At 43.8% G+C, this 23,451-nt stretch carries 21 protein-coding genes and 1 rRNA gene; 8 read left to right on the forward strand and 14 right to left on the reverse strand.

From position 1 onward, the window contains the following. Positions 1 to 68: 68 nt before the first annotated feature. The 14 genes from rpsF to rpmH all read right to left on the reverse strand — a co-directional run bounded on the left by rpsF (position 69) and on the right by rpmH (position 12,399). Positions 69 to 362: a 30S ribosomal protein S6 gene (gene rpsF, locus VQ00_RS13280; RefSeq protein ID WP_046180634.1), complete on the reverse strand. Its 294-nt coding sequence runs from the start codon at positions 360 to 362 to the stop codon at positions 69 to 71. A gap of 201 nt (positions 363 to 563) precedes the next feature. After that, positions 564 to 1,310 carry an ABC transporter permease gene (locus VQ00_RS13285; RefSeq protein WP_052728547.1) on the reverse strand — a complete coding sequence of 249 codons (747 nt, stop codon included), beginning with the start codon at positions 1,308 to 1,310 and terminating at the stop codon, positions 564 to 566. A 96-nt stretch (positions 1,311 to 1,406) separates the two neighbouring features. Then, positions 1,407 to 2,507: a redox-regulated ATPase YchF gene (gene ychF, locus VQ00_RS13290; RefSeq protein ID WP_046180636.1), complete on the reverse strand. Its 1,101-nt coding sequence runs from the start codon at positions 2,505 to 2,507 to the stop codon at positions 1,407 to 1,409. Positions 2,508 to 2,689: 182 nt separating this feature from the next. Then, positions 2,690 to 2,887, reverse strand: a complete 198-nt coding sequence (locus tag VQ00_RS13295; protein WP_046180637.1) for a DUF951 domain-containing protein — start codon at positions 2,885 to 2,887, stop codon at positions 2,690 to 2,692. Further along, positions 2,887 to 3,810 (reverse strand): mechanosensitive ion channel family protein, encoded by a 924-nt coding sequence (locus VQ00_RS13300; protein WP_046180638.1) that lies wholly within the window; start codon positions 3,808 to 3,810, stop codon positions 2,887 to 2,889. Before VQ00_RS13300 ends, VQ00_RS13295 begins: the two co-directional genes overlap by 1 nt. Positions 3,811 to 4,099: 289 nt before the next feature. Beyond that, on the reverse strand, positions 4,100 to 4,948 hold the full coding sequence (locus VQ00_RS13305; protein WP_046180639.1) for a ParB/RepB/Spo0J family partition protein: 849 nt from the start codon (positions 4,946 to 4,948) through the stop codon (positions 4,100 to 4,102). Next, positions 4,941 to 5,699, reverse strand: a complete 759-nt coding sequence (locus tag VQ00_RS13310; protein ID WP_046180640.1) for a ParA family protein — start codon at positions 5,697 to 5,699, stop codon at positions 4,941 to 4,943. The genes VQ00_RS13305 and VQ00_RS13310 overlap by 8 nt, the downstream gene beginning before the upstream one ends. A 124-nt stretch (positions 5,700 to 5,823) precedes the next feature. Beyond that, positions 5,824 to 6,657 (reverse strand): nucleoid occlusion protein, encoded by an 834-nt coding sequence (gene noc, locus VQ00_RS13315; RefSeq protein WP_046180641.1) that lies wholly within the window; start codon positions 6,655 to 6,657, stop codon positions 5,824 to 5,826. 69 nt (positions 6,658 to 6,726) lie between these two features. Continuing rightward, positions 6,727 to 7,443 (reverse strand): 16S rRNA (guanine(527)-N(7))-methyltransferase RsmG, encoded by a 717-nt coding sequence (rsmG, locus tag VQ00_RS13320; protein ID WP_046180642.1) that lies wholly within the window; start codon positions 7,441 to 7,443, stop codon positions 6,727 to 6,729. A gap of 15 nt (positions 7,444 to 7,458) precedes the next feature. Beyond that, positions 7,459 to 9,351, reverse strand: coding sequence for a tRNA uridine-5-carboxymethylaminomethyl(34) synthesis enzyme MnmG (gene mnmG, locus VQ00_RS13325; RefSeq protein WP_046180655.1), 1,893 nt, complete (start codon positions 9,349 to 9,351; stop codon positions 7,459 to 7,461). Between the two features lie 24 nt (positions 9,352 to 9,375). Next, on the reverse strand, positions 9,376 to 10,761 hold the full coding sequence (gene mnmE, locus VQ00_RS13330; RefSeq protein ID WP_046180643.1) for a tRNA uridine-5-carboxymethylaminomethyl(34) synthesis GTPase MnmE: 1,386 nt from the start codon (positions 10,759 to 10,761) through the stop codon (positions 9,376 to 9,378). Positions 10,762 to 10,986: 225 nt separating this feature from the next. Continuing rightward, positions 10,987 to 11,736, reverse strand: a complete 750-nt coding sequence (gene spoIIIJ / locus VQ00_RS13335) for a YidC family membrane integrase SpoIIIJ (RefSeq protein ID WP_046180644.1) — start codon at positions 11,734 to 11,736, stop codon at positions 10,987 to 10,989. A gap of 24 nt (positions 11,737 to 11,760) precedes the next feature. Beyond that, a complete protein-coding gene (gene rnpA / locus VQ00_RS13340; protein WP_046180645.1) occupies positions 11,761 to 12,129 on the reverse strand; it encodes a ribonuclease P protein component in 369 nt (122 codons plus the stop codon). 135 nt (positions 12,130 to 12,264) lie between these two features. Next, positions 12,265 to 12,399, reverse strand: coding sequence for a 50S ribosomal protein L34 (gene rpmH / locus VQ00_RS13345; protein ID WP_046180646.1), 135 nt, complete (start codon positions 12,397 to 12,399; stop codon positions 12,265 to 12,267). A gap of 598 nt (positions 12,400 to 12,997) precedes the next feature. Here rpmH and dnaA point away from each other — a divergent pair. The 8 genes from dnaA to VQ00_RS13385 form a co-directional block, all read left to right on the forward strand. Continuing rightward, complete coding sequence (dnaA, locus tag VQ00_RS13350; RefSeq protein ID WP_046180647.1) at positions 12,998 to 14,359, forward strand: chromosomal replication initiator protein DnaA; 1,362 nt, start codon at positions 12,998 to 13,000, stop codon at positions 14,357 to 14,359. Between the two features lie 190 nt (positions 14,360 to 14,549). Then, positions 14,550 to 15,686: a DNA polymerase III subunit beta gene (gene dnaN / locus VQ00_RS13355; RefSeq protein WP_046180648.1), complete on the forward strand. Its 1,137-nt coding sequence runs from the start codon at positions 14,550 to 14,552 to the stop codon at positions 15,684 to 15,686. Between the two features lie 92 nt (positions 15,687 to 15,778). After that, complete coding sequence (gene yaaA / locus VQ00_RS13360) at positions 15,779 to 16,015, forward strand: S4 domain-containing protein YaaA (protein WP_046180649.1); 237 nt, start codon at positions 15,779 to 15,781, stop codon at positions 16,013 to 16,015. A gap of 23 nt (positions 16,016 to 16,038) precedes the next feature. Beyond that, the gene (gene recF / locus VQ00_RS13365; protein WP_046180650.1) at positions 16,039 to 17,157 is read left to right on the forward strand and encodes a DNA replication/repair protein RecF; all 1,119 of its coding nucleotides are present in this window, start codon (positions 16,039 to 16,041) and stop codon (positions 17,155 to 17,157) included. A 38-nt stretch (positions 17,158 to 17,195) separates the two neighbouring features. Then, positions 17,196 to 19,118, forward strand: coding sequence for a DNA topoisomerase (ATP-hydrolyzing) subunit B (gyrB, locus tag VQ00_RS13370; protein WP_046180651.1), 1,923 nt, complete (start codon positions 17,196 to 17,198; stop codon positions 19,116 to 19,118). Between the two features lie 185 nt (positions 19,119 to 19,303). Further along, positions 19,304 to 21,796 carry a DNA gyrase subunit A gene (gyrA, locus tag VQ00_RS13375; RefSeq protein WP_046180652.1) on the forward strand — a complete coding sequence of 831 codons (2,493 nt, stop codon included), beginning with the start codon at positions 19,304 to 19,306 and terminating at the stop codon, positions 21,794 to 21,796. Between the two features lie 101 nt (positions 21,797 to 21,897). Beyond that, positions 21,898 to 22,974 (forward strand): HD-GYP domain-containing protein, encoded by a 1,077-nt coding sequence (locus VQ00_RS13380; protein ID WP_046180653.1) that lies wholly within the window; start codon positions 21,898 to 21,900, stop codon positions 22,972 to 22,974. A 207-nt stretch (positions 22,975 to 23,181) separates the two neighbouring features. Continuing rightward, positions 23,182 to 23,451: ribosomal RNA gene (locus VQ00_RS13385) — 16S ribosomal RNA — on the forward strand; the annotation flags it as partial.

Consider the following 23,451-nt stretch of genomic DNA (forward strand, 5'->3'; position numbering starts at 1 on the left):
TCCTTTTCTTTTAAGATGTTTCAAACTGAAACATGATGAAAAAGATGTGTGTATTTATTGTGTTTTAATTACTTTTCTTCTTGTTTAACAACGATATGACGGATAATGTCATCGCTGATTTTCGCAAGACGGTCAAATTCATTTACTGCAGCTGCATCTTCAGCTTTAGCTTGAATTAGTTGGTAGAAGCCTTCACGGAAATCATTGATTTCGTAAGCTAGACGGCGTTTACCCCATTCTTTTGACTCGATGATTTCTGCACCGTTTGAAGTAAGGATAGTGTCAAAACGCTCAACTAGCGCTTTTTTCGCCTCATCTTCAATGTTCGGGCGGATAATGTACATGAATTCGTACTTTCTCATCTTCGTTCACCTCCTCGTGGACTATGCGGCCCTTTTATGTAAAAGGGCAAGGAGCAAATTTTCATTACTCACAAGTCGAAATTATAACATGAATTTCTCAACAGCGCAACGTTTTTCGCAATACAGTTAAATAAAAAGGTACTCATGGCTAGATTGGGGAACACTCCTCTATCATAGAACACACGTTTGATTATTGCAACTTTAAAACATTCTTTGTTTAAAAAAAGCAGGGTACGTTAAAAAGCAGACCATAATTGCTGCAATCGTTGTATTTCCGAATGCTGTCAGCACAATGACCAGCTGGTACTTAACCGCGATGACCGGTGATGCTCCGGCAATAATAGCACCGGTCATCATACCGGGCAGCTGCACGAGACCAATTGTTTTCATCGCTTCCGTACTTGGAATAAGCGCCGCTTTCACAGTCGCTTCGATCAACTCCTGCGATGCGTGACGATTCGTTGCACCAAGCGCCAGTTTCCCCATAATGAGTTCTTTTGTTAAATCAAACTCCCGCTGCAATCGGTCAAAAACAAGGCTGACTGCGACCATTGAGCTGCCGATAATCATCCCGCTCATCGGCAGAATATATTGCGCTTCATAATCGACAATATTAAACACAACCCATATCGCCACAGACACAAGTTCAGTTGCCAAAATAGCTGTAAATGCAATCCAAAAAGCGGAATGGAATGAACTGCCCCGCTTGGCACATGTTCTTGCCGCAATGACGATCATAACTAAAATAATCAATGAAAAAACAATAGGGGACTGAATGGCAAACACAAACGTAATGATGTATCCAATGATCATCAGCTGAATACATGCGCGAATCGACGCCACAAGGATCTCTTTTGAAATGCCAAGCTTTTGCTTATACGACAGCCAAAGCGGAATCGTCATAAATAAAAAAGCCGCCAGCAAAGCACCATAACTAATGTCTTTCAAACGAGCCACCTCCATAGAAAAAACTCCACCAGAAATCCAGTGGAGTCATGAATGCGTTGCCGCACGAAGCGGCGCTTTTAGCATTCGAACAAATCATTAAACGTTAAACCGGAAGTGAACAACGTCTCCGTCTTTCATCACGTATTCTTTTCCTTCGAGGCGGACTTTGCCAGCTTCTTTTGCTGCTGCCATGGAGCCGTTTTCGACAAGATCGTCGTACGAAACAGTTTCAGCACGAATAAAACCGCGTTCAAAGTCGGTATGGATGATGCCGGCACATTGTGGTGCTTTCATGCCTTGACGGAATGTCCATGCGCGCACTTCCTGCACGCCTGCTGTAAAGTACGTGGCAAGTCCTAACAGAGAGTAAGCTGCTGTGATTAATTGATCCAGACCAGATTGCTCGATGCCAAGCTCTTCAAGAAACATTGCTTTTTCGTCATCATCAAGCTCTGCAATTTCTTCTTCAACCTTCGCACTGATCACAATGACTTCTGAGCCTGTGCCAGCAGCGTATTCACGCACTTTTTGCACATGTTCGTTTTCGGACGCATCCGCGATTTCCTCTTCGCTCACATTGGCTACATACAGCATTGGTTTCGCTGTCAGCAAGTGCAGCTGTTTCACGATTTTTTGCTGTTCTTCCGTAAATTCAACCGAACGGGCCGGCTTTTCAGATTCGAGCGCTTCTTTGACGAGAACGAGAACATCATGCTCTGCTACAGCTTCTTTATCTTTTTGTTTGGTAAGCTTTACCACACGCGCAAGACGCTTGTCCACAGACTCCAAATCCGCCAAAATAAGTTCCAGATTAATGACTTCGATGTCATCAATCGGATCTACTTTGCCAGAAACGTGCGTAATATTTTCATCATCAAAACAACGGACGACCTGGCAGATCGCGTCCATTTCACGAATGTGAGATAAAAATTTGTTTCCAAGTCCTTCGCCTTTGCTCGCGCCTTTGACAATTCCGGCGATATCGGTAAATTCGAACGCAGTTGGAATCGTTTTTTTCGGTGTGACCATTTCCGTTAACTTTGTAAGGCGCGCATCCGGCACTTCCACGATGCCGACGTTTGGATCAATTGTACAAAATGGATAGTTGGCCGACTCGGCCCCTGCTTTTGTAATTGCGTTAAATAATGTCGACTTGCCAACGTTCGGAAGCCCGACAATCCCTGCTGTTAATGCCATATTATTTATTCACTCCTTGTTTTCTGTAAAAACGGACACTGTATTCTAAACCTTTCCCCATTATATGGACTGCAGCGGAAAAAGGCAATTTCATTTCATCTCCTATGAATTAAAGGCTAGCTGCGTGACGTCTTGTCACAACACCTTTGTGACCCCGCCTTGCGGGCCTAAAAAAGAACGGCTTATTCGCCGTTCTCTGTCAGGACTTTCTTCATTTTTTTCGCAAATTCGCGTCGCGGCAGCATCACGCTGTGTCCGCAGCCTTCACATTTGATCCGGATATCCATGCCAAGACGAATGATCTTCCAGCGGTTTGTGCCGCACGGATGGGCTTTTTTCATTTCAACAACATTATTTAACTCAAATTGTTTTTCTTCCATCATGCTGTCCCCCCGCTTTTTGCCTGTTTTGGTTCTGTTTGTGCTTCTTGCTCCGTGCGCGAGTACATAACCATGCGTGGATACGGAATTTCAATTCCATTGGCGTCCAAGCATTCTTTAATATCTTTGCGCATCATCCGTGCCACATACCAGTGGTTCATCGGCGTTGTTTCCGCCGTAATGCGGAGTGTCACGTCAGAAGGCGCTAATGTTTGAATTCCTAAAAACTGCGGCGTTTCCACAATTTCCGGATATTTATCTTTTAAAGTATCTAAAAGCTCTTTGATCACTTTTTCTGCTTTTTCAACATTTTCTTCATACGCAATTCCTACATCTACAACCGCAACGCTGTTATTAAGCGAGAAGTTCGTCACTTCAATAATGCTGCCATTGGGAAGAATGTGAGTTTCTCCAGTCCACACTTTTAACTTTGTCGTGCGCAAGCCAATTTCTTCGACCGTTCCTTCAAACTGGCCGATGCGGACAAAGTCTCCGACTGAAAACTGATCTTCGAAGATAATGAAGAAGCCGGTAATGACATCCTTTACTAAGCTTTGGGCGCCAAAACCAATCGCAAGACCGAGCACTCCAGCTCCGGCAATTAATCCTTTAACATCAAAAGACAAAACACCAAGGACATTGACGAGCGCGATAAAATAAACAACATACGCAAGGACGTTTTCAATCAGCTTTAATAGTGTATTTTCACGCCGCTCGGAAAACGTAAGCGGTGCTTTTGAACGAATGGCAAAAAAATTGCGGACCGCAATTTTCCCTACCTTGACAAGGACCCAGGCTGCCAGAATCGTCAGGGTGATTTTAAGAGCGGCTCCCCCGAAAGCAAGCCACGTTGCTTCATTTGTGAATTTAGCCCATAACGATTCGAGGGCACGCTGGTATGTAGATAATGATGGTTCCTCCAAAAAAGAGCCCTCCTTCTGCTAGTTAAATAAGTCGTTCTCAGTTTAACAGGAGAAGACGCTTTTTTACAGAAAAGTGATTGAAAAGTTTGTAATATGGCAAAGCCAATGCAAAGGTGGGGAAAAGAGCTTTTCCAATTCCATCTTAGAACATCATAACGAGCCTGTTTGCGAAATTCCGGTCATCACAGCGGCAACAGAATCCATTAAATACGGACCTCCTGCATGATGGTTACTTTTCAAATTAAAAAGGCTTCTCCTAAAAGAGAAGCTTACAGCTTATAAATATTTTTCATCCTTTATTATCAAGCATTTCTAAAATGCGGTTTAAGTCATCCGTTGACATATACTCAATTTCAATTTTGCCTTTTTTGCCACTTTTGGATTGGCGAATTTGAACTGTTGTACCGAATCGTTCCCGGAGCGCTTCTTCTCGGTCCAAAATAAAAACGTCTTTTTTAACCGGCTTTGTTTCATGTGAAACATTTTCTTTCTCTTCCCGGATCCAGTTTTCAAGCTGGCGGACTGTCCAACCTTCTTCTGCTGTTTTTTGGGCGGCTTCAAACTGCTTTTTGTGTGGCTTTACACCAAGCAAAGCACGTGCATGACCCATCGACAGCTTTCCTTCCGCGATCATTTCTTGAATGCCTGCAGGCAAGTCAAGCAGGCGTACATAGTTGGAGATGTGCGGCCGGCTTTTGCCAATGCGGGAAGCGAGTTCCGCTTGCGTTACCTTTAATTTATCTATAATAAGCTGATATGCAGCTGCTTCTTCCATCACCGTCAAATCTTCGCGCTGCAAGTTTTCGAGCAGTGCGAGCTCCATCATTTGCGCTTCCGTCAATTCTTTGACAATCGCTGGCACTTCTTTCATTCCAGCTGCTTTTGCGGCGCGGTACCGGCGCTCGCCTGCCACAATTTCATAACCTTTAATGCTTTTCCGAAGCACAATCGGCTGCAAAATGCCGTGTGACTGAATAGATTGTTTCAGCTCTTCAATCGCTTCTTCATTAAATATTTTTCGAGGCTGATGCGGATTTGGGCGAATCTCTTTTACTGAAATATCCTGCACAGAGCTGTTCTTGTCCGGTCCTAAATCCGTAAAAAGTGCATCCAGTCCTCTGCCAAGTCCTTTAGCCATGTTCTGCCACCTCTTTCGCAAAATCAAGATACACTTCCGCACCACGTGAACGGCCATCGTACAATAAAACCGGTTTGCCGTGGCTCGGCGCTTCACTTAGCCGTACATTACGAGGAATGACTGATTTGTATACTTTATCATGGAAATATTTTTTCACTTCTTCTGCCACTTGAATGCTTAAATTCGTCCGGGCATCAAACATCGTTAACAGAACACCCTCTATGTAAAGGTCTTTATTTAAATGCTTTTGAACGAGCCGAACGGTGTTTAATAATTGATTTAAACCTTCTAGCGCATAATACTCACATTGAACTGGAATTAAAACGGAATCGGCTGCCGTTAACGCATTAATCGTTAATAAGCCAAGCGATGGCGGGCAGTCAATAATCACATAATCAAAACTTTCACGAATCGGCTCCAGTGCTTTTTTCAACCTTAATTCCCGGGAAATAGCCGATACAAGCTCAATTTCAGCACCAGCCAGCGCAATTGTGGCCGGTGCTGCGTACATCCCTGCTGCTGTTTGCTTAATCACATCTGTGAGTTCCACATCATCTACGATTACATCGTAAATGCATTGCTCAACGCTTTTTTTTTCAATCCCGGCACCACTTGTCGCGTTCCCCTGTGGATCAATGTCAAGAAGCAGTACTTTCTTGCCGAGTGAGGCGAGCGAAGCCCCAAGGTTCACTGATGTTGTCGTTTTCCCTACGCCGCCCTTTTGATTGGCGACCGCGATTACTTTTCCCAAAAGAAGCCACCTGCTTTCGTCTGTCGGTGTTGTCTGCTTTCTATTTTATCAAAAGTGAAGCGTTTTGGCTTTTGATGCCCGTCAAAAAAAAACCGTTTTTCAGTAAAAACGGCGTTTTGAAGCATTATTTTGGTTTTTTCGGAATTTGAATCGTGATTCGATAAAAATCCTCGTTTTCTTCTTCTGACTGTTCTACGTTGATCCCACTTTGTTGAACGAGGGCAAGTGACTGGCGGATTGTATTCAGCGCAATACGGATATCACGACTGACCGCTTTTGTACGGGGACGCGGCGGGTCTTTTTCCAGCATTTTCACAACGCGGTCTTCTGTCTGCTTTACATTGAGCTGCTTATTGATCATGATACTCAGCAGCTCACATTGCAATTCCGGCTTTTTAAGCGGCAAAAGCGCTCTTGCATGACGTTCGGTGATCTTCCTTTCAGCCACGGCCTGCTGCACTTCTTCCGGCAATTTTAGCAAGCGGAGTTTATTCGCAACAAATGACTGGCTTTTCCCGACCATTTCTGCGAGTGATTGCTGCGTCGTTTTATTTAAATTCAGCAGCTTTTTATACGCAATCGCTTCTTCGATTGGAGATAGCTCTTCCCGCTGAACATTTTCAATAAGTGCCGCTGAAGCGGTCTGTTCATCCGTAAATGGACGAATAATGACGGGAACCGTTTCATGGCCGAGGCTTTTCGCCGCTCGGAAACGCCTTTCTCCCGCTATAATTTCGTACCTTCCATCTTCTGCTTCCCGGACGACAATCGGCTGAATAATGCCATGAACGGCAATGGTTGATGCCAATTCTGCTATTTTTTCTTCATGAAACACAAAACGCGGCTGAAATTGATTTGGCTCGATCCATTCCACCGCAATTTCTTTTACTTCATCCACGGGAAGCATCATGTCTGTTTCACTTTTTCCGCCAAATAGACGGGAAAAAGGACGCTTCATGTTCACACCACCTTTTACATTCTCCATTCTGATAGTATTCGCCATGAGGCGCCCTGTTCCTGCCACGAACTATTCGATTGGTGTTTTATTCGGAGTACCGGCTTTGCGCGGATACTTTTTCGGCGTTTCTTTTTCTTTTCGGACCACAATAATCGTTCGTTCACTGTTTTCAATCGGCAGGCGAAATGAAAAGACATCTTCTGTTTTGCCGCCAAGTATTTTAATTGCTTCTGCAGCTGTTTCCATTTCATCGGCCGCGCTGGCTGCTTTCATGGCAACAAAAGCGCCGCCGATTTTTGCAAATGGCAGGCACAGCTCAGATAAGACGGACATGCGGGCAACCGCACGGGCTGTTACAAGGTCATACTGTCCACGGTGTTCCGGTTTTTGTCCCATTTCTTCCGCACGTCCATGAACAAACTGGACGTGATCAAGCTTAAGCTCACATGCTAGATGATTTAAAAAAGTAATGCGTTTATTTAATGAGTCGATGATCGTCACATTTAAATTCGGAAACGCAATTTTCAGTGGTATACTTGGAAACCCGGCACCGGCACCAACATCACAAATGCGCAGCGGCTTTGTTAAATCTGTATACACAGCCGCTGTAAGCGAGTCGTAAAAATGTTTCATATAAACATCTTCCCGATCGGTAATCGCCGTCAAATTCATTTTTTCGTTCCATTCCACAAGCAGCTCAAAGTAGCGGTTAAACTGATTGAGCTGCTGTTCGGTTAATTCAATACCTTTTAAAGATAGTTCGGATTGAAATTGGTTGATATTCATTTGTCGGTTCCTTTCTTATTCGCTGCCGGTCCGCGCAACGCGGCCCTGCTCAATGTAAATAAGCAAGATCGAAATATCAGCTGGATTAACACCGGAAATACGCGATGCCTGCGCGATGGAAAGCGGGCGGACTTCTTTTAAGTTCGTACGCGCTTCGTTGGCAATACCGCTAATTGCATCATAGTCAATGTCAGCCGGAATTTTTTTGTTTTCCATCTTTTTCATACGGTCTACTTGTTGCAAGGACTTCTCAATGTAGCCTTCGTATTTAATCTGAATTTCCACTTGTTCTTCTATTTCTTCATCAAGCAGTGCATCAGCCGGAATCAGCTGCTTGATCGCGTCATATGTCATTTCCGGACGACGCAATAAATCTGCACCGCGAATGCCGTCTTTTAATTCACTTCCGCCGGCTTCACGAATGAGTGACTGTGTTTTTTCATCCGGTTTAATAATTGTTGCTTTGAGTCGTTCAATTTCTTCAATGATCGCTGCTTTTTTTGCGGTAAATGCTGCATAACGCTCTTCTGAAATTGTACCCAGTTTATAGCCAATTTCCGTTAAGCGAAGATCCGCGTTGTCGTGGCGCAAAAGAAGTCGGTATTCTGCACGGGATGTGAGTAAACGATAGGGCTCACTTGTTCCTTTTGTGACAAGATCGTCGATCATTACGCCGATATATGCATCGGAGCGGCTTAGCACCACTTCTTCTTTGCCGAGTACACGGCATGCGGCATTAATGCCGGCCATCAACCCTTGTCCTGCTGCTTCTTCATAGCCCGATGTACCGTTAATTTGTCCCGCTGTATATAGGTTTTTCACTTTTTTCGTTTCCAATGTCGGCCAAAGCTGTGTCGGTACCATCGCATCGTATTCAATTGCATAGCCGGCACGCATCAGCTGGGCTTTCTCTAAACCTGGGATCGTGCGAAGCATGCGATACTGAACGTCTTCCGGCAAACTTGTGGAAAAGCCCTGCACATATACTTCTTCCGTTTTCCGTCCTTCCGGCTCCAGGAAAATCTGATGCCGCGGCTTGTCGTTAAAACGGACGACTTTGTCTTCAATAGATGGACAATATCGTGGTCCGCGGCCTTTAATCACACCGGAATACATCGGTGAGCGATGCAAGTTTTCGCCGATAATATTGTGTGTTTCTTCATTCGTATACGTAAGCCAGCACGGCAGCTGGTCGGTAATGTATTCTTTCGTTTCATAACTGAAAGCCCGAGGCACGTCATCTCCCGGCTGAATTTCTGTTTTCGAATAATCAATCGTCCGGCTGTTTACACGCGGCGGTGTACCCGTTTTAAAGCGAACAAGCTCAAAGCCAAGCTCTTCCAGATGCTCAGATAATTTTACAGAAGGCTGCTGGTTGTTAGGACCGCTCGAATATTTTAAGTCGCCAAGAATAATTTCTCCGCGCATAAACGTTCCACTCGTAATAATAACAGCTTTTGAACGATACATCGCCCCTGTTTGGGTAATGATGCCCCGGCACTCGCCCTCTTCAATGATCAGACGCTCCGCCATTCCTTGAATAAGCGTTAAATTCGGCTCCTGCTCAATCGTTTCTTTCATTTCCTGCTGATACAGCACTTTATCCGCCTGCGCGCGCAATGCACGAACAGCCGGGCCTTTTCCTGTATTAAGCATTCTCATTTGAATGTGTGTTTTATCTATATTTTTTGCCATTTCGCCGCCAAGTGCGTCAATTTCACGGACGACAATTCCTTTTGCCGGACCTCCGACAGAAGGGTTACATGGCATGTATGCGATCATATCAAGGTTAATCGTAATCATGAGCGTTTTTGCTCCTGTGCGTGCAGAAGCAAGACCCGCTTCTACGCCGGCATGGCCTGCTCCAATAACAACAACCTCATATTCGCCTGCTTCATAATAATTCATGCTGTTATTAATCCTTTCCATTGCTTATTTCCCGAGGCAAAATTGTGAAAATAGCTGGTCAATTAAGCTTTCGTGGAGACTTTCGCCGATAATTTCGCCGAGCAGCTCCCACGTTCTTGTTAAATCAATTTGAACGATATCAATTGGCACACCCGATTCGACCCCACTGATGGCGTCTGAAATCGAACGATTCGCCTGATTTAATAAAGCAATATGGCGTGAATTAGAAACGTACGTCATATCCTGTGCGCCGACTGCTCCAGAGAAAAAGAGCCCAGCTACTGCTTCTTCAAGTTCATCAATGCCTTTTTCTTCGAGAAGCGATGTCGTCACAAGCTGGCTGTTATGTGCCAGTTCTTTTACGCGCTCCATGTTTATTTTCGGCTCAAGATCTGTTTTATTGACAATCACAATGACATCCATGCCAGCCGCTGCTTCAAATAACTTTTCGTCTTCGGGCGTCAGCTGATCGGAATAGTTTAACACAAGTAAAATTAAATCGGCTTCTTTTAATACTTTTCTTGAACGTTCCACGCCGATCCGCTCTACAATGTCTTCCGTCTCTCGAATGCCCGCCGTATCGACAAGTCGAAGCGGTACACCCCGCACGTTGACGTATTCTTCAATGACGTCCCGTGTCGTGCCTGGAATATCGGTTACAATCGCTTTGTTTTCATGAACAAGTGCATTAAGAAGCGAAGATTTCCCGACATTCGGACGTCCGATAATGACAGTGGATAACCCTTCGCGCAAAATTTTCCCTTGTTCCGCAGTCCGGAGCAGCCGATCAATTTCAGACCGAACAAACTGTGATTTTTGGAGCAGTACACGATGCGTCATTTCTTCCACATCATCATATTCCGGATAATCAATATTTACTTCCACGTGTGCCAGTGTTTCTAAAATTTCCTGGCGCAGCCGCCCAATCAGCTTTGACAACCGCCCTTCTACTTGGTTAAGGGCAACGTTCATCGCTTTATCCGTTTTGGCACGAATTAAATCCATGACAGCTTCCGCCTGCGATAAATCAATACGGCCGTTCAAAAAAGCACGTTTTGTGAATTCTCCCGGTTCAGCAAGACGCGCTCCTTCATTTAACACAATCTGCAGAACACGGTTAACGGCTGTGATGCCTCCATGGCAGTTAATTTCCACAACATCTTCACGTGTAAATGTTTTAGGACCTTTCATTAAAGACACCATGACTTCTTCTGCAATGCGGCCTGTGGATGGCTCCATTAAATGACCGTAATGAATCGTATGGCTCGGCACTGTGGACAGTTTTTTCTGTCCCGGTGCTTTAAACACTTTATCCGCAATCGCAATCGCTTCATCGCCGCTCAGCCGGACGATCGCAATCGCTCCCTCGCCAAGCGGCGTCGAAATAGCGGCAATCGTATCAAACTCCACTTCATTCACCTCTTCCATATTGATATTGATGTATGTTATCGCCTGCTGGCTTTCATGTCATTCCCTAAATAAATAGAATACCACAGCCAGCCGGTGAAAAAAAGACGAATAATCATCCACATGTTGATAACTTTCTCGCTGCATCCGCTCTTTATTTGGAATACTATCCCTTTTTATACATAAAAACAGACATTGTCTTAGAGACAATGTCTTCGATTAAGTCTTTTATGAAACTGTTGAATTTTTTTTCTTTGGCAGACCATTGATTACCAATGTTTGAACAATCATAAAAATACTGCCGACAACCCAGTAAAGCGCAAGTGCAGATGGGAGGGTAATCCCAAAAACAATAATCATGATCGGCATCAGCCATAGCATCATCGCCATTTGCGGATTTTGATTGGCTGTTCCCGCCATCATTAACTTTTGCTGAAAAAACGTGAACACACCGGCTAAAACAGACACAATAATGTCCGGCGAGCCTAAATCAAACCATAAGAATGTGTGGTTTTTAATTTCGCCCGTCCGCATAATCGCCTGGTAAAGACCAATAATAATTGGCATTTGAACCAAAATTGGGAAACATCCGGCAAGCGGATTGACACCATTCTGCTGAAATAGCGCCATCGTTTCCTGCTGAAGCTTTTGCTGCGTCTGCGCATCTTTTGACTTGTATTTTTCTTGAATTTTTTTGATTTCAGGCTGGATCTCCTGCATCGCTTTGGCGCTTTTTGTCTGCTTGATCATAAGCGGCAAAATGATGATCCGAATAATGATCGTAACGACGATGATACCAAGACCGTAGCCGCCTACCAAGTTAGACGTGGCTGTAATAAATTGTGATAGCGGATAAATGACGTATTCATTCCAGAATCCTTCACTGTCCGCTGTTATGTCCTGATTGACTTCCGTACACCCTGCGAGCAAGACGGAAAAAAGAGCCACGATCAGGAATGAAAGCGTTCTTTTTCTCAAGCGGTTGCGCCCCCTGTCATTGGCTTAATTCTTATTGAGTGGATTCGATTGTTTTCCCTGAAGCGCCCGCGCCAGTTTCAAGACGTGTATAAGACTTCCCTTCACTTCTGCACAGGACAAGTCTGCAGCCGGCTTTCGTGCAATGACGATAAAGTCATATCCGGGCTTAATGTCTGCCTTCAATTCCGTAAAACTCTGTCTTATATATCGCTTTATGCGATTACGCACGACAGCGTTGCCCAGCTTTTTGCTGACGGACAGACCAATCCGGAACGGCACGTTTTGTTCTTTTTTATACATATACACAACAAACTGGCGATTCGCGAACGACTTCCCTTTACTGAAGACCGTTTGAAAATCGTCGTTTTTTTTAATGCGGAATGATTTTTTCATTTATGGCACCTGCCGGCTCTTTTTAAGGATCAAAGGCTATACCTTCGCCGCTTCCTGCGGCAACGCCTTCGCGACCCACATCCTGCGGCCCCTCAGCAATCTTTAGAAAAAAAGACCACTGAATGGTCAGTGGTCTTATGCAGATAGTACTTTTCTGCCTTTAGCACGGCGGCTTGCTAAAACACGGCGGCCGTTTTTAGAACTCATGCGTGCACGGAAACCATGAACTTTGCTTCTTTTACGTTTATTAGGCTGATACGTTCTTTTCATATTAAAACACCTCCCTGAGGTTTTAAAATTCATATTTTCAAAACAGTCTTTGTTAATTATAAGTATGTACATGTATCCTGTCAACCAAATTTTAAAACGGTCACAGATTCAAATTATTTTACTGTCTTTTTGATGAGGAATCTACGTTGTACAGAAAACGCTTTTTGTTGACTTATTTTTCACTGTGGACAGCAATCGACAGCATTTACTGATTATCCACAGCTTCTTCTATGGTCTTTTCACAAGTCCTCACCCTGTGGACAATCTTTTGAACAGTGTTTTACCGCCTGTGGATAATTAATTGAAGTCATTGCAAGCTCTCATTTTTTCTGCTATTATTATTTTGTTTTCACTCTGGATAACTAAATTCGACATATTATCTATCCACAGTTGTGGATAGTATGTGGAAAAATAATGAACAGGGTGTTTTTATTTTTATCCACAAGCTGTAGATTTTGTCGAAAAACTAGTTTCATCTTAATTATATATTTATTCACAAACATTATCATGCATAATTATGAATATTACTTGAAATCCGCTTGATTCGTATTGTACAAACATTAAACAAGCTGTGCTGACAGTTAGTAAGGAGGGGCCAATGGAGAATATTGATGATCTATGGAACAAAGTGCTGGAGCGCATCCAGACACGAATTAGCAAGCCAAGCTATGAAACGTGGGTAAAGTCGACGAAAGCCCATTCGCTTCAGGGAGATGCCATTGTTGTGGCGGCACCTAATTTTTTTAACCGCGATTGGCTTGAAGGGCATTATACCCACTTAACATCTGAAATTATTGATGAATTAACAGGCGAAAAGCTGGATGTTTATTTTATTTCACCAGACGTTCACGATATGGAATCCTACGTTCCACCAACGCATCGCTCTGAGCAGCTGACACCGACTCCGAAATCGAAATCGAACAGTGACGCAACGATTCAAAGCATGCTGAATCCGAAGTACACATTCGATACGTTTGTCATCGGATCTGGTAATCGATTCGCTCATGCCGCGTCGCTCGCAGTCGCTGAAGCACCTGCGAAAGCATATAATCCTTTATTTATTTATGGCGGCGTTGGTCTAGGTAAAACCCACTTGATGCATGCAATCGGCCATTATGTAATTGAACATAACCCTGGCGCAAAAGTTGTGTATTTGTCATCTGAAAAGTTTACGAACGAATTTATTAATTCGATCCGTGACAACAAAGCAGTAGAGTTTCGGAATAAATACCGGAATGTCGACGTGCTGCTTATTGATGATATACAGTTTTTAGCTGGGAAAGAACAGACGCAAGAAGAGTTTTTTCATACGTTTAATACGCTTCATGAGGAAAGCAAGCAAATTATCATCTCAAGCGATCGGCCTCCTAAAGAAATCCCAACACTTGAAGACCGGTTACGTTCTCGTTTTGAATGGGGACTGATCACAGATATTACACCGCCGGATCTTGAAACACGTATTGCTATTTTGCGTAAAAAAGCACGTGCGGAAAACTTGGATGTCCCGAATGAAGTGATGCTTTACATCGCGAATCAAATTGATACAAATATTCGGGAGCTTGAAGGGGCCTTGATCCGCGTCGTCGCATATTCGTCTTTAATCAGCAAAGAAGTGAATGCAACCGTAGCAGCAGAGGCGCTGAAAGACATTATTCCAGGAGCGCGTCCGAAAGTTGTCACCATTCCGGACATTCAGCGGGTAGTCGGAGAACAATATGGTATTCGCCTAGAAGATTTCACTGCGAGGAAACGGACGAAATTAGTCGCATTCCCGAGACAGGTTGCGATGTATTTGTCGCGCGAGCTGACCGATTTTTCGCTGCCGAAAATCGGCGAGGAGTTTGGCGGACGCGATCACACGACGGTGATTCATGCACATGAGAAAATTTCAAAACTCATGGAAACTGATCCTGTCGCTGCTCAAAAAGTGAAAGAAATCATCACCATTTTAAAAGCTTAATAAGCTGTGAATAAAAAGGGGCGTTCATCAACAGTCTGTCCACATGTGGATAGACTGTTATTGTTCTGTTTTTATCCACTTATCCACAAATCAACAGCGCCTACTACTACGACTATATTTTTTTAATATAAAATAATTAAAATTATCACTATATGAAACATTATTCAAAAATAATTTCGGAGGTATTCCCATGAAATTTTCGATTCAAAAAGACCGGCTCGCTGCCGGAATACAAGATGTATTAAAAGCAGTAAGTTCGAGAACGACAATTCCCATTTTGACAGGAATTAAAATTCACGCGTCAGACGAGGGGATCACACTGACAGGAAGCGACTCAGATATTTCAATCGAATCATTCATTCCAAGTGAAGAAGGAGAAGTCTTAATCGCCACAATTGAAGAAACAGGCGGAGTTGTTTTAAACGCACGATTTTTCAATGAAATTGTCCGCAAATTGCCCGCATCTACAATTGAATTTGAAACATCGTCTTCATTCCAAACGATCATTCGTTCAGGCCACGCGGAGTTTAGCTTGAATGGCCAAGATGCAGATGAATACCCGCATTTGCCGCAAATCGATGACGAAAATGTTTTTAAGCTGCCCGCTGACCTTGTAAAAACACTCATTCGACAAACTGTGTTTGCTGTATCCACATCTGAAACACGTCCAATTTTAACAGGGGTCAACTGGAAGATTGAAAATGGTACGCTCATTTGCACGGCAACTGACAGCCATCGTCTTGCACTTCGTAAAACCGCAGCAGCTGGACTTCCGGAAGGGGAATACAATGTTGTGATCCCAGGGAAAAGCTTGACGGAACTAAGTAAAATTTTGGATGACACGAATGAACCGGTTGAAATTGTCATGACGGAAAACCAAGTATTGTTCCGTTCAAAATATGTGCTGTTTTTCTCAAGATTGCTTGACGGAAATTACCCGGACACGAGTCGCCTTATTCCAGATGAACACAAAACAAAAATTGACTTAAATACAAAAGAATATTTACAGGCGGTTGACCGTGCTTCACTTTTAGCGCGTGAAGGAAGAAATAACGTTATTAAAATGAGCAGCGGCGATGATGGAACCGTGGAAATTTCATCTAATTCCCCGGAGATTGGTAAAGTAACTGAGCAAGTGAACAGCTTGGCAGCTGAAGGAGATGAACTAAAAATCTCATTCAGCGCGAAGTATATGATGGATGCACTGAAAGCAATTGAAGGGACAGAAATTGAAATTCAATTTACTGGAGCTATGCGTCCATTCGTTATCCGGCCGCTTCATGATGATTCCACTCTGCAATTAATTTTGCCGGTGCGCACATATTAATCAGTCTCCGAAAAAGCAGGGCGTATTGGCCCCGCTTTTTTTGTATTTATGTTAAAATAAAGTACTAGGATGTTTACGGAGGAAAAGAACTTATGATGACAAAAAAAGCAGAAAACGAGGAATTCATTACCCTTGGCCAATTTCTAAAACTGGCCGGCATTATTCAAACCGGCGGTCAGGCAAAATGGTACTTGAGTGAGCATGAAGTATACGTGAATGGAGAACTTGATATGAGACGTGGCCGAAAGCTTTACGAAGGAGATGAAGTTGAAATTCCTGGTGACGGCGTATACGAAGTAGGGTTTGGAACTGAGGAAGGCAGCGATTAACAGCCATCGGAAGGTGTTTCTATATGCACATTGAACAACTGGCTTTGGAGAACTATCGGAATTATGAATCGCTCCTCGTTGAATTTGATAATACTGTAAATGTCGTCATTGGCGAAAACGCCCAAGGGAAAACAAATATAATTGAATCCATCTATGTATTGGCCATGGCCAAATCGCATAGGACGTCGAATGATAAAGATTTAATTCGCTGGGAAGCGGAATATGCTAAAATAAAAGGGCGAGTGCAAAAAAAGCACCAGTCGCTCCCGATTGAACTTGTTATTTCAAAAAAAGGAAAAAAAGCCAAGATCAATCATTTGGAGCAGACACGCCTTAGTCAATACATTGGTAACATGAATGTCGTCATGTTTGCACCCGAAGACTTAACGCTTGTAAAAGGCAGTCCGCAAGTAAGAAGGCGGTTTATTGATATGGAAATCGGGCAGGTCTCACCTGTCTATTTGCACGACTTGAGCCTTTATCATAAAGTCCTGCAGCAGCGAAACCATTATTTAAAGCAGCTGCAGACGAAAAGAGCATCGGACTTTACAGTGCTTGATGTTTTGACCGAACAGCTTGTGGAGCTGGCGATGAAAGTGATGAAAAAGCGATTTGAATTTATTCGTCTGCTTCAAAAATGGGCAGGACCGCTTCATTCAGGTATTTCACGCGGCATTGAAACACTTGCCATCGTCTACGAGCCAGCAGCCGGGATAACGGAAGAGCAGAGCGACGAGCAAATACGCTTGGCTTTGTTCGCCGCGTATCAAAAAGGCCGGACGAGAGAAGTGGACCGGGGCGTTACCTTAACCGGCCCACATCGGGATGATCTCCTTTTTTATGTGAACGGCAAAAATATTCAAACATTTGGGTCACAAGGACAGCAGCGAACAACTGCTCTCGCTGTAAAGCTTGCTGAAATCGAACTCATTCAATCAGAAATTGGCGAATACCCAATTTTGCTGCTGGATGACGTCTTATCCGAACTTGATGACTACCGCCAGTCGCATTTGCTGAACACGATCCACGGCAAAGTGCAGACGTTTGTGACGACAACAAATACAGATGGCATTGAGCATGACACATTAAATGCTGCATCGGCTTACAGCGTAACAGCTGGCGCGATTACACAAATAAAATAAGATTATATTACCGAAAGAGAAGGTGACTGGATTTGACTATGGGCCCGCAAAATAATACGACACCTTCCTATGATGAAACTCAAATACAGGTGCTCGAAGGACTTGAAGCTGTCCGAAAACGTCCAGGTATGTATATTGGCTCAACGAGTGCAAGAGGACTGCACCATCTTGTCTGGGAAATTGTCGATAACAGTATCGATGAAGCACTGGCCGGCTATTGCGATGAAATCAATGTCATCATAGAAGAGGACAACAGCATTACGGTAAAAGACAATGGTCGCGGCATTCCAGTTGGCATTCACGAAAAAATGGGCCGTCCGGCTGTTGAGGTTATTTTGACTGTTCTGCACGCCGGAGGAAAATTTGGCGGCGGCGGCTATAAAGTATCCGGCGGTCTTCATGGCGTCGGCGCATCTGTTGTTAACGCTCTCTCGAAGCTTTTAGAAGTGTATGTTCACCGCGATGGAAACATTCATTATCAGGCATTTAAGCAGGGCGTTCCGCAGGAAGATTTGAAAATCGTTGGGGACACTGATATGACCGGCACACACATTCACTTTGTGCCGGATAATGAAATTTTCACCGAAACGCTTGTGTATGATTACGACATACTCGCACAGCGTCTTCGTGAGCTGGCTTTCTTGAATCGCGGACTCAAAATTATACTTGAAGATAAAAGAGAAACTGAAAAGAAAAATGAATATTACTATGAAGGCGGAATTAAATCGTACGTAGAACATTTAAACCGTACAAAAGAAGCTCTTCACGAAGAAGCCATCTTCATGGAAGGCGAGCGTGACGGCATTCAAGTCGAAGTCGCCCTTCAATACAATGACGGCTATACAAGCAATATTTATTCATTTGCCAATAACATCAGCACACACGAAGGCGGTACACACGAATCCGGCTTTAAAACGGCACTGACACGTGTGATTAACGATTACGCTCGAAAAAATGGCTTAGCTAAAGAGCTTGACGGCAATTTATCAGGGGAAGATGTTCGTGAAGGGCTGACAGCAATTATTTCAGTTAAACATCCAGATCCACAGTTCGAAGGTCAAACGAAAACAAAGCTCGGTAATTCAGAGGCGCGTACTGTCACAGACAATGTCTTTTCAGGCCGTTTTGAAACGTTTATGCTTGAAAACCCAAATACCGCGCGGAAAATCGTTGAAAAAGGGATGATGGCTGCACGTGCGCGAATGGCTGCCAAAAAAGCCCGTGAATTGACACGCCGGAAAAGCGCGCTTGAAGTATCAAGCCTGCCCGGTAAACTGGCGGACTGTTCATCGCGTGATCCGAAAATCAGCGAACTCTATATCGTAGAAGGAGATTCGGCGGGTGGTTCAGCGAAACAAGGGCGTGACCGCCACTTTCAGGCAATCTTGCCGCTGCGTGGGAAAATCTTAAACGTGGAAAAAGCGCGTTTAGATAAAATTTTGTCCAACAATGAAGTTCGGGCAATGATTACGGCGCTTGGCACAGGCATTAGCGAAGAGTTTGACTTGTCGAAAGCGCGTTATCATAAATTGGTGATCATGACGGATGCCGATGTAGATGGCGCGCATATCCGGACATTGCTGTTAACATTCTATTTCCGGTACATGCGGCCGCTTATTGAAGCAGGTTATGTTTATATTGCCCAGCCGCCGCTTTACAAAGTGCAGCAGGGCAAGAACATTAGTTATGCATACAACGATCATGAGCTGGATGAAATCATGAAAACCATTCCGGCGAATGCAAAGCCAATTTTGCAGCGCTATAAAGGTCTGGGGGAAATGAATCCGACCCAGCTATGGGAAACGACAATGGATCCATCTACGCGAACATTGCTGCAAGTAACACTGAAAGACGCAATGGAAGCAGATGAAACGTTTGAAATTTTAATGGGCGATAAAGTAGAACCGCGCCGTAAATTTATTGAAGACAACGCACGATACGTAAAAAATCTTGATATATAGGTTGAGAAAGCGTCCGTATTTGCGGACGCTCCAACTTTTTTAAACATTGTCCAGTTCCAGGCGCCATCAGCTCGAGGTCATAAGCCAAGCCCTGCTGGAGGCACAAACCGCCTCCGCCAGTGCTCGTCTTATGCTTGTCACCTAAAGCTGTGCGCCTTGCACTTTTCTTAAAGGGAGGATTTTTCATGGCTGATATGCCGAGCTCCAACGTGAAAGAGATTAATATAAGCCAGGAAATGCGGTCATCGTTTCTTGATTATGCGATGAGTGTTATTGTATCCCGGGCGCTTCCGGACGTTCGTGATGGCTTGAAACCGGTGCACCGCCGTATTTTGTACGCAATGAATGATCTTGGAATGACTGCCGATAAGGCATACAAAAAGTCTGCACGGATTGTCGGTGATGTTATCGGTAAATATCATCCGCACGGCGACTCAGCTGTATACGAAACGATGGTACGGATGGCGCAGGACTTTAACTATCGCTATATGCTTGTGGATGGCCATGGAAACTTCGGTTCAGTAGATGGCGATGCAGCCGCAGCAATGCGTTATACAGAAGCCCGTATGTCCAAAATCGCCATGGAAATTACGCGTGATTTAAATAAAGATACAATTGATTACAAGGATAACTATGATGGATCTGAACGGGAGCCTGTTGTTCTGCCAGCCCGATTCCCTAATTTGCTCGTAAATGGGGCTTCGGGCATTGCGGTTGGTATGGCTACGAATATTCCGCCACATCAGCTAGGAGAAGTCATTGATGCCATCCTTGCTGTCAGCAAAAATCCGGAGATGTCTGTTCTAGATTTGATGGAACATATTCCCGGCCCTGATTTTCCAACCTCTGGTATTTTAATGGGCCGCAGCGGTATTCGCCGAGCCTATGAAACAGGACGTGGGTCCATTATTTTACGTGCGCGGACAGAAATTGAAGAAAAAGCCAATGGCAAAGAAACGATCATTGTGACGGAAATTCCGTACCAAGTTAATAAATCGAAGCTGATTGAACGCATCGCTGAACTCGTGCGTGATAAAAAGGTTGACGGTATTACCGATCTTCGAGACGAATCTGACCGAGAAGGTATGCGAATCGTGATGGAAATCCGCCGTGACGCGAATGCGAGTGTTGTTTTAAACAATTTATATAAATATACGGCCATGCAGACAAGTTTTGGAATTAATATGCTGGCGCTTGTCGACGGACATCCGAAAGTCCTCGGACTAAAAGAATTTTTAACACATTATTTAGCGCACCAGCAGGAAATTATCCGCCGCCGCACACAATTTGATTTAAATAAAGCAGAAGCGCGTGCTCATATTTTAGAAGGATTGCGTATTGCGCTGGATCATATCGACCGTATTATTGCATTGATTCGTGGCTCACAAACAGCGGATCTTGCTCGTGAGGGCTTAATGGAACAATTCGGTCTATCTGAAAAACAGTCACAAGCTATTTTGGATATGCGTTTGCAGCGCCTTACCGGTCTTGAACGTGACAAAATCGAAGAAGAATATCAGAATCTGCTGGCTGTTATTACAGAGTTAAAAGCCATTTTGGCCGATGAAGAGAAAATTCTCGAGATCATCCGCGAAGAGCTGATTGAAATCAAAAACCGGTTTAATGATAAGCGCCGCACGGAGATTACAGACGGAGCGCCAGGTGACTTGATGGACGAGGATTTAATTCCGGTTGAAAAAATCATTATTACATTAACGCACAAAGGGTATATTAAGCGCCTGCCAATCTCCACATACCGGAGCCAGCGCCGCGGGGGACGCGGTATTCAAGGGATGGGCACGAATGAAAATGACTTTGTTGAGCAGCTGCTTACAACTTCCACCCATGATACGATCCTTTTCTTTACAAACAAAGGAAAAGTGTACCGTTTAAAAGGCTATCAGATTCCTGAATACAGCCGGACAGCGAAAGGGATCCCCCTCGTCAACCTTCTCGGTGTAGAACAAGATGAGTGGGTCAACTCTATGTTATTCGTTGAAGAGTTCACGGAGGATTCCTTCCTGTTCTTTGCGACTAAACAGGGTATCGTTAAGCGGACGCCATTGATGGATTACGCGAAAATTCGGACCAATGGCCTGATTGCTTTGAATATTCGTGACGAAGACGAATTGATTTCTGTTCGGTTAACAGATGGTGAAAAACATATTGTTATGGGAACACGCAACGGTATGCTCATTCGTTTTCCAGAGGACAATGTCCGTTCCATGGGTCGTACGTCAACAGGCGTAAAAGGAATCACCTTATCAGAAGGGGATTACGCGGTTGGAATGGAACTTGTTGAAGAAAATGATTATATATTAATTGTCACAGAAAATGGGTATGGGAAATTAACGCCTGAATCCGAATACCGCATTCAAACACGTGGTGGCAAAGGACTTAAAACGCTTAACATTACTGGCAAAAATGGGGCTCTTATCGCTGTTAAAACGGTCACTGGTGAAGAAGACCTTATGCTGATTACAATGGGCGGCGTTATGATTCGCATGGACATTGCAACAATTTCTATTACCGGCCGGAATACACAAGGCGTAAAACTTATTCGACTGGGCGACAACGCAACAGTGGCTACCGTTGCGAAAGTTGAAAAAGAAGACGAAGAAGAATTAGAAGACGAAGAAGAACTCGAAGAAGAACTCGAAGAAGAACTCGAAGAATAAAGATAAAGCACAGGCGTTTCAATACTCCTGTGCTTTTTTTTCTATCCATTTTGTTCTAATATCTTTATAATTAGGCATAAAGGCATGGGAGGAGGCGGCAAATGTATATAGCTCTTGAAAATATTAAACCAGGATATCTATTAAAAGAAGCAGTTATGGCTGGAACATCCAATCCCATCATCTCATCCGGGACGATGTTGACAGACCAGCATATTCGGTTTTTACGTGCTTTTTCTATCCAATCAGTAGATGTAATAGTAGAAGAAGATTCGCCCGCATCATTATACTCAGCATCACCATCGATTAGTGCGCTGCCTATGATCGACCCAATGGAGCGACTTTATTTTAAAACGTTGAAAAGTGTTAAAGAAGAATTTCAACGGTGGCAGTCCGGCATGAATGTGGAAATTGCCCGGATGCGTACTATCATTTTGCCAATTCTGGAGTACACGTTAGAAAATCCGGAACAGCTTCAAAAAATTTCAGCTTACTCTAAAAAAGACGTATATCTTTATCATCATACACTATCAGTTGGGTTGCTGAGCGGCATGATCGCCCAAAAGCTGAATTATGACAAAGGATTAATCATTCAATCGGCTCTTGCTGGATTATTAGCAGACTGCGGCATGTCAAAAACCAAAATGTCTCTGTTAACAAAAAGTACAGCGCTGACTGAAAATGAATACAAAGAAATTCAAAATCATCCTGTCGCCAGCTACAAAATGGTAAAAGATTTAAAGCTTTTAAAACCGGAAGCGAAGCTGGCAATTTATCAGCATCATGAACGCTTAGACGGATCTGGTTATCCTGCGGGTGCAAAAGGAAATGCAGTACATGCGATCTCACAATTAATCGGGCTGGCGGATACATACCATGCATTGACGACCGAGCGGCTGTTTCGGGGAAGACAATCTGTTTTTAAAGCTGTTGAAATGATTCAGCAGGATTTATTCGGACAGTTTGATCTTTCTGTTATGGATGCCTTATTTTCATTAGTAGCGGAATTATCTCCAGGCATGCAGGTCACATTATCAAATGGAAGTGAAGGAAAAGTGATGTTTGTTCAACCGGGACATAAAACAAGACCGCTCGTTCAGCTTCCAAATGGAGACGTCATAGATCTAGTAAAACGAAGAGACTTATACATCGAAAAAAGTGAAGAGAAAACAGCCAATTAAAAAAGGCTGTTTTTTTTCAAAAAAAGGCTTGCTCTTTAATTTTATACATGGTATATTATTTAAGTCGTCAGATGGCGACAGCAAAAACGAAACAAATTGAACATTGAAAACTGAACAAAATCAATAAAAACGTCAACGTTTTAAGCAAGAAACTTCTACTGTAAGATGCTTGTCATCTTATATAGAAACAATTGAGCAATCAAACACTTTTTGGAGAGTTTGATCCTGGCTCAGGACGAACGCTGGCGGCGTGCCTAATACATGCAAGTCGAGCGGACTTGACTGAAAAGCTTGCTTTTCTGTTCAAGTCAGCGGCGGACGGGTGAGTAACACGTGGGCAACCTGCCCTGCAGATTGGGATAACTCCGGGAAACCGGGGCTAATACCGAATAATATCGAAGATTTCATGATCTTCTTTTGAAAGACGGTTTCGGCTGTCACTGCAGGATGGGCCCGCGGCGCATTAGCTAGTTGGTG

It is taken from the genome of Domibacillus tundrae, from assembly GCF_000970675.1.
Taxonomy (GTDB): Bacteria; Bacillota; Bacilli; order Bacillales; family Domibacillaceae; genus Domibacillus; species Domibacillus tundrae.